Annotated in this window: 1 protein-coding gene; it reads left to right on the top strand. The window is 70.9% G+C overall.

Translation table 11 applies throughout. The features are described from left to right. Position 1 precedes the first annotated feature (1 nt). Positions 2-17,020 carry an SDR family NAD(P)-dependent oxidoreductase gene (locus OG884_RS30785; RefSeq protein ID WP_326638681.1) on the top strand — a complete coding sequence of 5,673 codons (17,019 nt, stop codon included), beginning with the start codon at positions 2-4 and terminating at the stop codon, positions 17,018-17,020. The last annotated feature ends 26 nt before the right edge of the window (positions 17,021-17,046 follow it).

Here is a 17,046-nt window from a genome sequence, read left to right on the forward strand (position 1 = left end):
CATGTCGGAAGACCTGAAGCTCGTTGACTACCTCAAGTCGGTCGCCACCGACCTGTACGAGACCCGTCGACGGCTCGAAGAGGTGGAGTCGGGCAAGCGCGAGCCGATCGCCATCGTGTCGATGTCATGCCGCTTTCCAGGTGGAGTTGGCTCTCCTGAAGATTTGTGGCGATTGCTGGCTGAGGGTGAGGATGCGATCTCGCCGGTCCCGGCCGATCGGGGCTGGGATCTGGGGATGTCGTCAGGGTTGGGATCCGATGGCGGGGGTGGTAGCGCGGCCCAGGGTGGGTTCCTGGCGGATGTGGCGGGGTTTGACGCGGGGTTCTTCGGGATCTCGCCGCGTGAGGCGTTGGCGATGGATCCGCAGCAGCGGCTGCTGCTGGAGACGTCGTGGGAGGCTTTCGAGCGGGCCGGGATCGACCCGGTCTCGCTGAAGGGCAGTTCCACCGGGGTGTTCGTGGGCACCAACGGCCAGGACTACATGAATCTGATCATGAGCACCCAGGTGGATGTTCAGGGCCATGGCGTCACCGGTCTGGGAGCCAGCGTGCTGTCGGGCCGCCTGTCCTACACCCTGGGCCTGGAGGGCCCGGCGGTGACCGTGGACACCGCGTGCTCTTCGTCGCTGGTGACATTGCACCTTGCGGTACAGGCGCTGCGGTCGGGGGAGTGCTCGCTGGCGCTGGCCGGCGGTATCACGGTGATGACGTCGCCGATGGTGTTCGTCGGCTTCAGCGCGCAGGGCGGAATGGCGCCCGATGGGCGGTGCAAGGCGTTCTCCGACACCGCGGACGGCACCAGTTGGTCCGAGGGTGTGGGCATGCTGGTGCTGGAGCGGTTGTCGGACGCCCGCCGCAACGGGCACCAGGTGCTGGCGGTGGTGCGTGGATCGGCGATCAACCAGGATGGTGCGTCCAATGGGCTGACGGCGCCGAACGGTCCTTCGCAGCGGCGGGTGATTCGTCAGGCGCTGGCCGGCGCGGGGTTGTCGTCGTCCGAGGTGGACGCGGTCGAGGCGCACGGCACCGGCACGGTTCTGGGTGACCCGATCGAGGCGCAGGCGCTGCTGGCGACCTATGGGCAGGACCGGGACGAGGATCGGCCGCTGTTGCTGGGGGCGATCAAGTCGAACCTCGGTCATACCCAGGCCGCGGCCGGTGTGGCGGGTGTGATCAAGATGGTGCTGGCGATGCGGCATGGCGTGCTGCCCAAGACGCTGCACGTGGATGCGCCGTCGTCGCATGTGGACTGGTCGGCGGGTGCGGTGGAGCTGCTGACCGAGGCGGCCGAGTGGCCGAAGAGCGGTCGTCCGCGCCGGGCGGGGGTGTCGTCGTTCGGGGTCAGCGGCACCAACGCGCACGTGATCCTCGAACAAGGACCGGAAACGCCGGAAGGAGAGGACGCGCCGCAGGAACAGGCATTGGCCGCTGATGTGGTGAGCGGTGTGGTTCCGGTGCTGGTGTCGGGCCATACGGCGGGGGCGTTGCGGGCACAGGCCGAGCGGCTGGTCTCGCACGTGGAGGGCCATCGTGAGGTGGCACTGGTGGATACGGCGTTCTCGCTGGTGTCGTCGCGGTCGGTGTTCGAGCACCGGGCGGTGGTCATCGGCGGTGGCCATGAGGAGCTGCTGGCGGGGCTGGGCGCGGTCGCCTCGGGTGAGTCCACGGCGGGTGTGGTTGCGGGTGTGGCCGATGTCGTGGGGAAGTCGGTGTGGGTGTTCCCTGGTCAGGGGGCGCAGTGGGTGGGGATGGGTGCGGCTCTGCTGGAGGAGTCGGCGGTGTTCGCGGCTCGGATGGCGGAGTGTGCGGCGGCGTTGCAGCCGTTCGTGGACTGGTCGTTGCTGGATGTGGTCCGGCAGACCGAGGACGCTCCGGGGCTGGATCGGGTGGATGTGGTGCAGCCGACCTCGTTCGCGGTGATGGTGTCGTTGGCGGCGGTGTGGGAGTCGCTGGGGGTTCGTCCGGACGCGGTGGTGGGGCATTCGCAGGGCGAGATCGCGGCGGCGGTGGTGGCGGGTGGTCTGTCGTTGTCGGACGGTGCGCGGGTGGTGGCGTTGCGCAGCCGGTTGATCGCCGAGCGGTTGGCCGGGCTGGGGGCGATGGCGTCGGTGGCGTTGCCGGTCGAGCGGGTGCGTGAGTACGTGGCGGTTTGGGACGGGCGGGTCTCGGTGGCTGCGGTGAACGGTCCGAACTCGGTGGTGGTGGCCGGTGAGGTCGCGGCGGTGGAGGAGCTGGTCGAGCGCCTTGCCGCTGAGAACGTGCGGGTGCGGCGGATCGCGGTGGACTATGCCTCGCATTCGGCGCAGGTGGATCTGATCGGGGAGGAGCTGGCCGGGGTCCTGGCGGGGGTGGCGCCGGGGCCGGTGCGGGTGCCGATGCTGTCGACGGTGACGGGTCAGTGGGTGGAGGGTGCGGAGCTGGGGGCCGGGTATTGGTGTGAGAATCTGCGGCGTACGGTGGGTTTCGCTCCGGCGGTGGGGGTGTTGCTGGAGCAGCGGTATCGGGTGTTCGTGGAGGTGAGTCCGCATCCGGTGCTGACGGTCGGGGTCCAGGAATGCGTGGATGCGGCCGAGGTGGAGGCTGTGATTGCCGGGACGTTGCGGCGTGAGGACGGCGGGCTGGATCGGGTGCTGGTCTCGGCGGCGGAGCTGTTCGTTCGAGGCGTGGCGGTGGACTGGCAGAGCGTGCTGACCGGTGGCCGGCGGGTCGACCTGCCCACCTACGCCTTCCAGCACCAGGAGTTCTGGCCCAAGGGAACGGGTACCGGTGCGGGGAATGTGGCCGCGGCGGGGTTGGCCGCGACGGATCATCCGCTGCTGGGTGCGGCGGTGGGTCTGGCCGACTCGGACGGGGTGCTGCTGACCGGGCGGTTGTCCCTGCGGTCGCATCCATGGCTGGCCGATCACGTGGTGGCCGGGATGGTGTTCTTCCCGGGTACCGGGTTCCTGGAGCTGGCGGTGCGGGCGGGTGACCAGGTCGGCTGCGAGGTGGTCGAGGAGCTGACGCTGGTCGCGCCGCTGGTGCTGGGCGAGACCGCCGCCGTCGCGGTGCAGGTGTGGGTGGGCGCCGCCCAGGAGTCGGGCCGCCGGAGCGTGAACGTGTACGCCCGTCCGGCGGACGCGGCCGACGATGTGCCGTGGGTACGGCACGCCACCGGCACGCTTGCCACCGGTAGCCAGGCCGTCGTGCCGTTCGACACGGCGGTGTGGCCGCCGGTCGGCGCGACCGCGATCGCGCTGGACGGTTTCTATGACCGGCTGGCCGAAGGTTCGCTCGTCTACGGCCCGGTGTTCCAGGGGTTGCGGGCGGCCTGGTGGGGCGAGGGTGGCGAGGTGTTCGCCGAGGTCGCGCTACCCGAGCAGGCGGCGTCGGGTGCGGGTGCGTTCGGGGTGCATCCGGCGTTGCTGGACGCGGCGTTGCATGCCTCGACGTTCGCCGGGCTGGACGACACCGAGGTGGGTACCCGGTTGCCGTTCTCCTGGGGAGAGGTGAGCCTGCACGCCACCGGGGCGGCGATGTTGCGCGTGCGGCTGAGCCGGACCGCTGCCGACTCGGTGTCGCTGGTCGCGGTGGACGTCGCCGGGGAGCCGGTGCTGTCGGCGAGGTCGCTGGTGCTGCGCCCGTTCTCGCCTGACCAAGTCGCCGCCGCGGGTGGGGGGCAGGCGACGGCGGGGAACGGGTTGTTCCGGTTGGACTGGACTCCGCTGTCGGAGCTCCCCAGGGTCGATCCGGTGCCGGTGGCAGCGATCGGTTTTGCGGGGTTCGAGCCGGACCCGCTGGGCTTTGCCGGAGTGTGGACGTCGGTCGGCCAGTCGGTCGCGGTTCATCACGATCTGTCGGCGCTGACCGAGGCGGGGCCGGTGCCGGAGGTGGTACTGGCCGAGGTCGGGACCAGGCAGGCCGGGGACGAGGCCATCTCGGCGCATGAGGTGACGGCCGGGGTGCTGGGTCTGTTGCAGGGGTGGCTGGCCGATGAGCGGTGTGATGATTCGCGGCTGGTGGTCGTCACGCGGGGTGCGGTGTCCGCGGGCGAGGGCGAGGCGGTCACCGATCTGGCGGCCGCGGCGGTGTGGGGTCTGGTGAGGTCGGCGCAGTCGGAGAATCCGGGCCGGTTCGTCCTGGTCGACCTGGATGATCAGGAGTCCTCACTCGCGACTTTGCGCGATGTACTGCTCGCGATGCCGGCGCTGGATGAGCCGCAGGTGGCGGTGCGTGAGGGTGGAGTACGGGCGCTGAGGTTGGCGTCTCTGGCGTCGGGGGCGGGCTTGGTGCCGCCGGCCGGTGAGGTGGCGTGGCGGCTGGGCAGCCGGGCCAAGGGCAGTTTGGACGCGCTGGAGCTGCTCGCGTTCCCGCAGGCGACCGAGCCGCTGGGAGCGGGGCAGGTACGGCTGGCGGTGCAGGCGGCGGGGGTGAACTTCCGGGATCTGCTGGACGGGTTGAACGCGCTGGGCTGGTTCCAGGACAAGGTCGGCCTGATGGGCAGTGAGGTCGCCGGGGTGGTGCTGGAGGTCGGCCCGGAGGTGGCGGACCTGCGTCCGGGGGACCGGGTGATGGGTCTGGCCGATGGCGCGTTCGGCCCGGTGGTCGTCACCGAGGCCATGATCCTGGTGAAGATTCCCGATCACTGCTCGTTCGAGCAGGCCGCGACGATTCCGGTGGCGTTCCTGACGACCTACTACGGGCTGATGGACCTGGCCGGGCTGCGGGAGGGCGAGCGGCTGCTGGTGCACGCGGGCACCGGCGGGACCGGGATGGCGGCGATCCAGCTGGCCCAGCGCCTGGGGGTCGAGGTGTTCGCCACGGCCAGCCCGGCCAAGTGGGACGTGCTGCGTTCGCTGGGCATCCCCGATGATCACATCGCCTCGTCGCGGAGCCTGGAGTTCGAGCAGCAGTTCTCCCAGGTGTGCGGCGATCAGGGCATCGATGTGGTGCTCAACTCGCTGACCGGGGAGTACATCGACGCCTCGGCGCGGCTGCTGCGTCCGGGCGGCCGGTTCATCGAGTTGGGCAAGCTGGACATCCGTGACCAGGAGCGGTTCCCCGGGCTGGTGTATCACTGGTTCGACGTGGCGGATGCCGGGCCTGAGCGGTTGCGGCAGATCCTGGGCGCGCTGACGGAGCTGTTCCAGGCGGGTGAGTTGCGGCCGTTGCCGTTCACGGCGTGGGATGTGCGCCGGGGCCGGGAGGCGTTCCGGTTCATGAGCCAGGCCCGGCACACCGGCAAGATCGTGCTGACCATGCCCCGGGTCTGGAACCCGGAGGGCACCGTGCTGATCACCGGTGGCACCGGTGGTCTGGGTGCGGAGCTGGCCCGGCATCTGGTGGCCGAGCATGGGACGCGGCATCTGCTGCTGGCCAGCCGCCGGGGCCTGGAGGCTCCGGGTGTGGTGGAGTTGCGGGCCGAGTTGATCGCCCACGGCGTCGAGGTCACGGTCGCCGCCTGTGATGTGGCCGACCGGGATCAGGTGGCGGCGCTGCTGGCGCAGGTCGATCCCGAGCACCCGCTGACCGCGGTGATCCACACCGCGGGTGTGCTGGACGACGGCACGATCACCTCGCTGACGCCGGAGCGGCTGGACGCGGTGCTGCGGCCGAAGGTCGACGCGGCCTGGCATCTGCACGAGCTGACCCGGGACCTGGACTTGGCCGGGTTCGTGGTGTTCTCTTCGTTTGCCGGGGTGATGGGCAACGCCGGGCAGGGCAACTATGCGGCGGCCAATGTATGGCTGGACGGGTTGATGGCGCGGCGCCGGGCGCAGGGGTTGCCGGGGTTGTCGCTGGCCTGGGGGTTGTGGGCGCAGGAGACCGGGATGACCGGCAGTATGTCGCAGGCCGACGTGCAGCGAATCACCTCAGCCGGGCTACCGCTGATCACCACCGAACAGGGGCTGGCCCTGTTCGACGCGGCCCTGGGGTCGGATGCGCCGCTGGTGGTCCCGGTGCGGCTGAACCTGCCGGCGATGCCCGCCCATCTGGTGCCGCCGCTGCTGCGCGGTCTGGTGCGGGGCACCCGCCGTACGGCAGCGGTGGCGCACGCGGCCGACGAAGGAACGTTGGTGCGGCAACTGGCCGGGCTGACGCAGGCCGACCGGACCCGCTTCATGACCGATCTGGTCCGCACTCAGGCCGCCGCCGTCCTTGGACACTCCGACTCCGCGGCGGTGGACGTCCGGCGGGAGTTCCGTGAGCTGGGCTTCGACTCGCTGACCGCGATCGAATTGCGCAACCGGCTCAACGTGGCCACCGGGCTGCGCCTGCCTTCCACTCTCGTCTTCGACTACCCCACCCCCGCCGTGCTCGGTGAGTACCTGCTGGGCGAGGTGCTCGGCGCGCACGGCGACGCCGTCCTGCCGGTGGCCGCGGTCTCGGTCGGGGACGACCCGATCGTCATCGTCTCGATGGCCTGCAGCTACCCGGGCGGGGTGAACTCTCCACAGGACCTGTGGCGGCTGGTCGTCGAGGGGCAGGACGTCATGACCGCGCTGCCGGCCGACCGCGGCTGGGAAAGCTATAGCGGTCTGGGCCTGAAGGGCGGGTTCGTTTCCGACGCACCCGGGTTCGACGCGGAGTTCTTCAGGATCTCGCCGCGCGAGGCGCTGGCGATGGATCCGCAGCAGCGCCTGCTGCTGGAGACAGCCTGGGAGGTCCTCGAACGCGCCGGCGTCGATCCGGACTCGTTGCGGGGCAGCGACACCGGCGTCTTCATCGGTGCCTCCGGATCGGGCTACACGCCCGGGGAGGAGTCTCGCGGTCACATCATGACCGGCCTGATGGGTAGCGTGGCCTCCGGCCGGATCTCCTACACCTTCGGGTTGGAGGGGCCGGCGATCACGGTGGACACCGCCTGCTCGTCGTCGCTGGTGACCATCCACATGGCGGCCCAGGCGCTGCGCAGTGGGGAGTGCTCACTGGCCCTGGCCGGTGGTGTGACGGTGATGACGACCCTCGCGGCGTTCGCGGAGTTCGGTGAGCAGGGCGGGCTGGCGCCGGATGCCCGGTGCAAGGCGTTCTCCGACTCGGCGGACGGCATCGGATGGTCCGAGGGTGTCGGCCTGGTGATGCTGGAGCGGCTGTCGGACGCGCGGCGCAACGGGCATCAGGTGCTGGCGGTGATACGTGGTTCGGCGATCAACCAGGACGGTGCGTCCAACGGGTTGACCGCGCCGAACGGCCCCTCGCAGCGGCGGGTGATTCGTCAGGCGCTGGCTGTCTCCGGTTTGTCGCCGTCCGAGGTGGACGTGGTCGAGGCGCATGGTACGGGGACGACGCTGGGTGACCCGATCGAGGCGCAGGCGCTGCTGGCGACGTACGGTCAGGATCGGCCGGAGGGCCGGCCGTTGCTGCTGGGATCGATCAAGTCGAATCTCGGTCACGCGCAGTCGGCGGCGGGTGTGGCGAGCGTGATCAAGATGGTCATGGCTCTCTGGCACGGGGTGCTGCCCCAGACATTGCACGTGGACGAGCCGTCCTCGCATGTGGACTGGTCCATGGGCGCGGTGGAGCTGCTGACCGAGACCAGGGACTGGCCGGATATGGGCCGCCCGCGCCGGGCGGGGGTGTCGTCGTTCGGGATCAGCGGCACCAACGCACACATGATCTTGGAGCAGGGGCCGCAGGCGGTGGAACCGGAGGCCGGTGAGCCTGCAGGTCCGGACGCGGGTGTGGTGCCGTGGGTGGTGTCGGCGAAGACCGCTGAGGCGTTGCGCGCTCAGGCAGGCCGTCTGGCGGCGTTTATGGACACGCGTGGCGAGTTGGGTCTGGCGGATGTGGGCTTCTCCCTGGTGTCGTCGCGGTCGGTGTTCGAGCACCGCGCGGTGGTGGTCGGCGGGGATCGCAAGGGTCTGCTGGCGGGTGTCGATGCGCTGGGCGCGGGTGAGTCGGCGCCGCGCGTGGTTGCGGGTGTGGCCGATGTGGAGGGGAAGTCGGTGTGGGTGTTCCCTGGTCAGGGGGCGCAGTGGGTGGGGATGGGGGCGGCTCTGCTGGAGGAGTCGGCGGTGTTCGCGGCTCGGATGGCGGAGTGTGCGGCGGCGTTGCAGCCGTTCGTGGACTGGTCGTTGCTGGATGTGGTCCGGCAGACCGAGGACGCTCCGGGGCTGGATCGGGTGGATGTGGTGCAGCCGACCTCGTTCGCGGTGATGGTGTCGTTGGCGGCGGTGTGGGAGTCGCTGGGGGTTCGTCCGGACGCGGTGGTGGGGCATTCGCAGGGGGAGATCGCGGCGGCGGTGGTGGCGGGTGGTCTGTCGTTGTCGGACGGTGCGCGGGTGGTGGCGTTGCGCAGCCGGTTGATCGCCGAGCGGTTGGCCGGGCTGGGGGCGATGGCGTCGGTGGCGTTGCCGGTCGAGCGGGTGCGTGAGTACGTGGCGGTTTGGGACGGGCGGGTCTCGGTGGCTGCGGTGAACGGTCCGAACTCGGTGGTGGTGGCCGGTGAGGTCGCGGCGGTGGAGGAGCTGGTCGAGCGCCTTGCCGCTGAGAACGTGCGGGTGCGGCGGATCGCGGTGGACTATGCCTCGCATTCGGCGCAGGTGGATCTGATCGGGGAGGAGCTGGCCGGGGTCTTGGCGGGGGTGGCGCCGGGGCCGGTGCGGGTGCCGATGCTGTCGACGGTGACGGGTCAGTGGGTGGAGGGTGCGGAGCTGGGGGCCGGGTATTGGTGTGAGAATCTGCGGCGTACGGTGGGTTTCGCTCCGGCGGTGGGGGTGTTGCTGGAGCAGCGGTATCGGGTGTTCGTGGAGGTGAGCCCGCATCCGGTGCTGACGGTCGGCATCGGGGAATGTGTGGACGAGACGAACGCCGTCACGGTGATCGCCGGGACGTTGCGGCGTGAGGACGGCGGGCTGGATCGGGTGCTGGTCTCGGCGGCGGAGCTGTTCGTCCGAGGCGTGGCGGTGGACTGGCAGAGCGTGCTGACCGGTGGCCGGCGGGTCGACCTGCCCACCTACGCCTTCCAGCACCAGCGGTTCTGGCCGAGCGAGAGGCAGAGCGGTGATGCCCGGGTGCTGGGTCTGGCCGCGACGGATCATCCGCTGCTGGGTGCGGCGGTGGGTCTGGCCGACTCGGACGGGGTGCTGCTGACCGGGCGGTTGTCGCTCTCGTCGCACCCCTGGCTGGCCGATCACGTGGTGGCCGGGATGGTGTTCTTCCCGGGTACCGGGTTCGTGGAGCTGGCGGTGCGGGCGGGTGACCAGGTCGGCTGCGAGGTGGTCGAGGAGCTGACGCTGGCCGCGCCGCTGGTGCTGGGCGAGGATGACGCGGTCGTGATCCAGATCGCGGTGGGTGCGCCGGAGGAGACCGGCCGACGGAGCGTGAGCATCTACGCCCGGTCGGCGGACGCGGCCGAGGAGGTGCCGTGGGTGCGGCATGCCGCCGGCACGCTCGCCACGGGCAGCCGGGTCGCCGTGCCGTTCGACACGGCGGTGTGGCCCCCGGCCGGCGCGACTACGATCGCGCTGGACGGCCTCTATGACCGGCTGGCCGAAGGTTTGCTTGTCTACGGCCCGGTGTTCCAGGGATTGCGGGCGGCCTGGCGGGGTGCTGATGGCGCGGTGTTCGCCGAGGTCGCGCTGCCGGAGCAGGCGCAGTCGGACGCGGGTTCGTTCGGGGTGCATCCGGCTCTGCTGGACGCGGCGTTGCACGCGGTGAGCTTCGCCGGGCTGGACGCCGCAGCGGGTACGCGGTTGCCGTTCTCCTGGGATGAGGTGTGCCTGCACGCGGGTGGGGCGGCGCTGCTGCGGGTGCGGCTGGCCAAGGTGGGCGAGGATGCGGTATCGCTGAGCGCGGTGGACTTCGCCGGGGAGCCGGTGGTGTCGGCGCGGTCACTGGTGCTGCGCCCGGTCTCAGCCGACCAGCTCGCCGCCGCCGGTAGCAGCCCGAGAGTGGAGCGGGACGCGTTGTTCGGGCTGGAGTGGACGCCCTCGGTTCAGACGCCGGTATCCGACGCCGAACTGGACGTGGCCGAACTCGCCGGAGAAGCCCTTTCGGACCTGGCCCTGCTGGATTCGGTGCCGGATGTGGTCATGGTCGCCGTGGGATCGGCCGATGCCGAGAACGTGGTGGAGTCGACGCACGCGCTGGTCGCAGATGTCCTGGGCCTGCTGCAGCGGTGGTTGGCCGATGAGCGGTTCGAGACGTCGCGGCTGGTGTTCGTCACCCGGGGTGCGGTCGAGGCGCGGGAAGGCGATGTGGTCGCCGATCTGGCGGCCGCGGCGGTGTGGGGCCTGGTCCGGTCGGCCCAATGGGAGAACCCGGGCCGGTTCGTGCTGGTCGATGCCGACGGTGAGTTGTCCTCGTCGGTACTGGCCGGGGTGCTGGTCTCGGGTGAGCCGCAGGCGGCGGTGCGCGAGGGCGGGGTGCGGGTTCCGCGCCTGGCGCGGGTGGCACCTGCGGAGGAGATCGAACGGTCGTGGGAGCCCGAGGGGACGGTTCTGATCACCGGTGGCACCGGTGGTCTGGGCGGCAGTCTGGCCCGGCATCTGGTGGCCGAGCGGGGGGTGCGGCATCTGCTGCTGACCAGTCGTCGGGGCCTGGATGCTCCGGGTGCGCTGGAGTTGCGGGCCGAGCTGATCGCGCACGGGGTCGAGGTGGACATCGCCGCCTGTGACATGGCGGATCGGGATCAGGTGGCGGCCCTGCTGGCCGGTGTGGATGCCGGGCATCCGCTGACCGCGGTGATCCACACCGCCGGTGTGCTGGCCGACGGCACGATTCCGTCGCTGACGTTGGAGCGGCTGGAGACGGTGCTGCGGCCGAAGGTCGACGCCATCTGGCATCTGCATGAGCTCACCCGGAATCTGGACCTCGCGGCGTTCATCACGTACTCGTCCCTGTCGGGTGTCATGGGCTCCGCTGGGCAGGGCAACTACGCGGCCGCGAACACGTTCTTGGACGCCTTGGCGCAGGCGCGCCGGGCCGAGGGGCTGCCCGCGCTGTCGCTGGCCTGGGGGCCCTGGACCCAGGACACCGGATTGACCGGAACGCTGGGCGATATCGATATGCAGCGGATCACCCGGACGGGCATGCCACCGTTGACGGTGGAGCAGGGCCTGGCGCTGTTCGAGGCCGCTACCGCGTTGAAGCACGCGGTGCTGGTTCCGGTTCGGCTGGATCTGCCGTCGATGCGCACCTACGGTGAGGTGCCGGCGTTGTTGCGGGGTCTGGTGCGGGGTGGGCGCCGATCGGCGGCGTCCGGTTCGGTGGTGGCGGCGACGTTGCTGCAGCGGCTGGCTCCGCTGGGGGCGGCCGAGCGTGCCGAGGTCCTGGTGGACCTGGTGCGTACCGAGGCGGCCATGGTGCTGGGGCATGTCTCGCCGGAGACGGTGGAGGTGCGGCGGGAGTTCCGCGAGCTGGGCTTCGACTCTCTCACCGCGGTTGAGCTGCGCAACCGGCTGAACGCCGCCACCGGGCTGCGGTTGCCGTCCACGCTGGTGTTCGACTACCCGACGCCGACCGTGCTGGCGGACTTCCTGCTGGCCGAGTTGTTCGGCGAGGACGCCGATGTGACGGTTCCCGCGATGGTGGTGCCGGTAACGAACGATCCGGTCGTGATCGTGGGCATGGCGTGCCGTTTCCCAGGTGAGGTCGCCTCTCCGGAGGATCTGTGGCGGCTGGTCTCCGAGGGCGGGGACGGGATCTCCGAGTTCCCGACGTCGCGGGGCTGGGATCTGGGGGCGTCGTACAGCCCGGACTATGTGCGCGAGGGTGGCTTCCTGGAGAGCGCCACGCAGTTCGATCCGGGGTTCTTCGGGATCTCGCCGCGTGAGGCGTTGGCGATGGACCCGCAGCAGCGCCTGCTGTTGGAGACGTCGTGGGAGGCTTTCGAGCGGACGGGCATGGACCCGACCTCGTTGCGCGGCAGCCGTACCGGCGTGTTCGCCGGTGTGATGTATCACGACTACGGGGTGAGCGCCGAACTCCCGCTGGAGGCCATGGGCTTCATCAGCACCGGTTCGGCGGGAAGCGTCGCGACCGGCCGGATTTCGTACGCGCTGGGCCTGGAGGGTCCGGCGGTGACGGTGGACACGGCGTGTTCGTCGTCGCTGGTGGCGATGCACATGGCGGCGCAGGCGCTGCGTTCGGGTGATTGCGATCTGGCGCTTGCGGGTGGGGTGACCGTGATGGCCACCCCGGCGGTGTTCATCGGCTTCAGCGCGCAGGGTGGGCTGGCAGGCGATGGCCGGTGCAAGTCCTTCGCTGACGCGGCGGACGGCACCAGCTATTCCGAGGGTGTGGGCATGCTGGTGCTGGAGCGGTTGTCGGACGCCCGCCGCAACGGTCACCAGGTGCTGGCGATCGTCCGTGGGTCGGCGGTGAACCAGGACGGTGCCTCCAATGGGTTGACGGCGCCGAACGGCCCGTCGCAGCAGCGGGTGATTCGCCAGGCGCTGGCCGGGGCCGGGCTCTCGGTGTCCGAGGTGGACGCGGTCGAGGCGCACGGTACGGGGACGACGCTGGGTGACCCGATCGAGGCGCAGGCTCTGCTGGCCACGTACGGCCAGGACCGGGACGAGAACCGTCCGCTGCTGCTGGGGTCGATCAAGTCGAACCTCGGCCACACCCAGGCGGCCGCGGGTGTGGCGGGTGTGATCAAGATGGTCATGGCTCTCCGGCATGGGGTGTTGCCCAAGACGTTGCACGTGGACGTCCCGTCGTCGCATGTGGACTGGTCGGCGGGCGCGGTGGAGTTGCTGACCGAGTCGGCTGAGTGGCCGCAGACGGGTCGTCCGCGCCGGGCGGGTGTGTCGTCGTTCGGGATCAGCGGTACCAACGCGCACGTGATCCTGGAGCAGGGACCGGAGGCCGAGCCGGCCGGGTCGGGTGCGGAGGACCGGGCTCCGGCCGCGGGTGTGGTGCCGTGGGTGGTGTCGGCGAAGACCGAGGAGGCGGTACGGGCGCAGGCCGGGCGACTGCTGGCGCACGTACGGGCGGCCGGTGAGCTTGAGCCGGTGGATGTGGGGTCGTCGCTGGTGGTGTCGCGGTCGGTGTTCGAGCACCGTGCGGTGGTGGTGGGCGGCGGCCACGAGGGGCTGCTGGCGGGGCTGGCGGCGGTGGCTTCCGGTGAGCCCACGGCGGGTGTGGTTCAAGGTGTGGCCGATGTCGTGGGGAAGTCGGTGTGGGTGTTCCCGGGCCAGGGGGCGCAGTGGGCGGGGATGGGCGCGCGGCTGCTGGAGGAGTCGGCGGTGTTCGCCGGGCGGATGGCCGAGTGTGCGGCGGCGTTGGAGCCGTTCGTGGAGTGGTCGCTGCTGGATGTGGTCCGGCAGGTGGAGGGGGCGCCGTCTCTGGATCGGGTGGAGGTGGTCCAGCCGACCTCGTTCGCGGTGATGGTGTCGCTGGCGGCGGTGTGGGAGTCGCTGGGGAGCCGGCCGGATGCGGTGGTGGGCCATTCCCAGGGGGAGATCGCCGCAGCGGTGGTGGCGGGCGGCTTGTCGTTGCAGGACGGCGCGCGGGTGGTGGCGCTGCGCAGCCAGGTGATCGCGCGCAGGTTGGCCGGGCTCGGGGCGATGGCGTCGGTGGCGCTGCCGGTCGAGCAGGTGGGCGAGCAGGTGGCGGCCTGGGACGGGCGGATCTCGGTGGCGGCGGTCAACGGCCCCAGTTCGGTGGTGGTGGCCGGTGAGGTCCAAGCCGTTGAGGAGCTGGTCGAGCGCCTTGCTGGTGAAAACGTGCGGGTCCGGCGGATCGCGGTGGACTACGCCTCGCATTCGGCGCAGGTCGACCTGGTTCGAGATGAGCTGGCTGAGGTGCTGGCGGGGGTGGCGCCGCAGCAGGTGCGGGTGCCGATGCTGTCGACGGTGACCGGTCAGTGGGTGGAAGGGCCGGAACTCGACGGCGGGTATTGGTGTGACAACCTGCGGCGCACGGTCGCCTTCGCCCCGGCGATCGGACAGTTGCTGGAGCAGCGGCATCGGGCGTTTGTCGAGGTGAGCCCGCATCCGGTGCTGACGGTCGGCATCGGCGAATGCGTGGATGAGGCCGGGGTGGAGGCCGTGATCGCCGGGACGTTGCGCCGCGACGACGGCGGGCTGGACCGGGTGCTGGTCTCGGCGGCAGAGCTGTTCGTCCGTGGGGTGGCGGTGGACTGGCGGCAGGTGCTGCCGGGCGGGCGTCAGGTCGACCTGCCGACCTACGCCTTCCAGCACCAGCGGTTCTGGCCGAACGCCAAGCAGAGCGGGGACGCTCGGGTGCTGGGTCTGGCCGCGACGAATCACCCGCTGCTGGGCGCGGCGATGCCGCTGGCCGATTCCGACGGGGCGGTGCTGACGGGTCGGTTGTCGGTGAGTGCGCAGCCGTGGCTGGCCGATTACCAGGTGGCGGGCTCGGTGGTGGTGCCAGGCAGCGCATTCGTGGAGCTGGCCGTGCGGGCGGGTGACCAGGTCGGCTGTGAGCTGGTGGAGGAGCTGACGCTGGATGTGCCACTGGTGCTGGGTGCGGGCGAGGCGGTCGCGGTGCAGGTGTGGGTGGGCGCCTCTCAGGAGTCGGGCCGCCGGACGGTGAACGTGTATGCCCGGTCGGCGGATGCGGTCGATGATGTGCCGTGGGTGCTGCACGCGACCGGCGCTCTCACCACGGGTGCCTCGCCTGCCGAGCCGTTCGATGTGGCGGTGTGGCCTCCGGTCGGCGCGGCTGCGATCGAGCTGGAGGGGCTGTATGAAGAGCTGGCGGAGGAGGGCTTGGGGTACGGCCCGGTGTTCCAAGGGTTGCGGGCGGCCTGGCGGCGTGATGACGAGGTGTTCGTCGAGCTGAGTTTGCCGGAGCAGGCCGGTGATGCGGCTTCGTTCGGGTTGCACCCGGCGCTGCTGGACGCGGCGCTGCACGTGGTGCCCTTCGCCGGGCTGGACGATGCCGCGGGCGGCCGGTTGCCGTTGTCATGGGGTGGGGTGTGCCTGCACGCGGGCGGGGCGTCGGTGCTGCGGGTGCGGCTGGCCAGGACGGGCGGCGATGCGTTGTCGCTGAGCGCGGTGGATGCGGCCGGGGCACCGGTGGTGTCGGCCCGGTCGGTGGTGCTGCGGCCGATGGCCGCCGAGCACTTGGCCGGCTCCGACCCTCGCGGGGCCAGGCAGGACGCGCTGTTCCGGGTGGAGTGGCCTGCCGCGGGTGGCCTGCCGCAGGCCGACCAGGCGCCGGTGTCGATACCGGTGGCGGTGCTCGGCTTGGACGCCCTGGGTCTTGCCCCCGCGTTGCGGGTAGCCGGCGATCTGGTCGGGGAGCCTGGCGGGCATTTGGTACCGGTGCATGTGGATCTGCCCGCGCTGGCCGAGGCGGGTCCGGTCCCGGCGGTGGTGCTCGCGGAGGTGGTCTCGGATCCGGCGGCCGGGGTGGTGGAGTCGGCGCATGCGCTGACCGCCCACGTGCTGGATCTGCTGCAGCGGTGGCTGGCCGATGAGCGGTACGCCGATTCGCGCTTGGTGTTCGTCACCCGGGGCGCGGTCGCGACCGATGATGGTGAGGTGGTGGCTGATCTTCCGGCCGCTGGGGTGTGGGGCCTTGTTCGCAGTGCTCAGTCGGAGAACCCGGGCCGATTTGTGCTGGTCGACGTGGATGATCAGGAGTCCTCGCTGCCGGCCCTGCTCGATGCACTGCTCGGGGTGCTGGCCTCGGGTGAGCCGCAGGCGGCGGTACGCGAGGGTGCGGTGCGGATGGCGCGGATGACGCGGGTGGCGCCGGGATCTGACCTGGGCGATGTGGCGGGCCGGGTCTGGGATCCGGAGGGGACGGTGTTGATCACCGGTGGTACCGGTGGTCTGGGGGCGTTGTTCGCGCGGCATGTGGTGGCCGAGCGGGGTGTGCGGCATCTGCTGCTGACCAGCCGCCGGGGCCTGGACGCTCCGGGCGCGGTGGAGTTGCGGGCCGAGCTGATCGCACACGGCGTCGAGGTCACCATCGCGGCGTGCGACGTGGCCGACCGGGACGCGGTGGCGGCCCTGCTGACGCAGGTCCCGGCCGAACATCCGCTGACGGCGGTGATCCACACCGCCGGTGTGCTGGCCGACGGGACGATTCCGTCGCTGACGCCTGAGCGGCTGGACAGCGTGCTGCGGCCGAAGGTGGACGCGGCCTGGCATCTGCACGAGCTGACCCGGGACCTGGACCTGGCCGGGTTCGTGGCGTTCTCTTCGTTCGCCGGGGTGATGGGCAACGCCGGGCAGGGCAACTACGCGGCGGCGAATGCGTTTGTGGACACATTGGTCCAGGCGCGTCGGGCTGCGGGACTGCCGGGGTTGTCGCTGGCCTGGGGCCTGTGGGAGCAGGAGACCGGGATGACCGGCACGCTGGGCGCAGTCGACCTGCGCAGGATGGCGCGGGCGGGGATGCCGGCGCTGTCGGCGGAGCAGGGGCTGGCGGTGTTCGAGGCGGCCACCGCGTCGGGCCGGGCGGCGGTGGTGGCGGTGCGGCTGGATCTGTCGGTGCTGCGCACGTTCCCCGAGGTGCCGCATCTGATGCGGGGCCTGGTCCGGGTGGGGCGCCGGTCGGCGGTCTCCATCCCGGTGGGCGGGGATTCGGAGCTGGTGCGGCGGCTGGCGGGGCTGGGTGAGGCCGAGCAGGTTCGGCTGGTGGTGGAGCTGGTGCGCGCTCAGGCGGCGGCGGTGCTGGGGCACGCCTCGGCGGAGACCGTCCGGGCGCGGCGGGAGTTCCGTGAGCTGGGCTTCGACTCCCTGACCGCGGTGGAGCTGCGCAACCGGCTCAATGCCGCCACCGGGCTGCGGCTGCCCGCCACTCTCATCTTCGATTGCCCCACCCCCGTGAGCCTCGCCGAACACCTTTTGGCGGAAATCGCGCCCGGAGCGAACACCACGGTAGAGCTGTCATTGCTGGCCGATCTCGACCGGTTCGAGACCGCTCTTTCCGGCTACACACTCGACGAGCTCGCCCGGAACGGCATCTCGACCCGGCTGCGGCACCTGCTGCTGAAGGTGAGCGAGAGCGGTACGGAAACTAGTGAAATCGCTGTCGCCGGCATGCTCGAATCGGCGAGTACCGAGGAGATTCTCAGCTTCATCGACAACGAACTGGGCCGCTCGAAAGATCTGTGATTCGAGCCCGCGTCTGAACAATGTGA

The sequence above is a fragment of the Streptosporangium sp. NBC_01755 genome (assembly GCF_035917995.1).
Classification (GTDB): Bacteria; Actinomycetota; Actinomycetes; order Streptosporangiales; family Streptosporangiaceae; genus Streptosporangium.

Bases quoted from the DNA above. Each gene is read 5' to 3' on its own strand.
- OG884_RS30785 (WP_326638681.1), top strand. From the start codon at position 2: ATGTCGGAAGACCTGAAGCTCGTTGACTACCTCAAGTCGGTCGCCACC.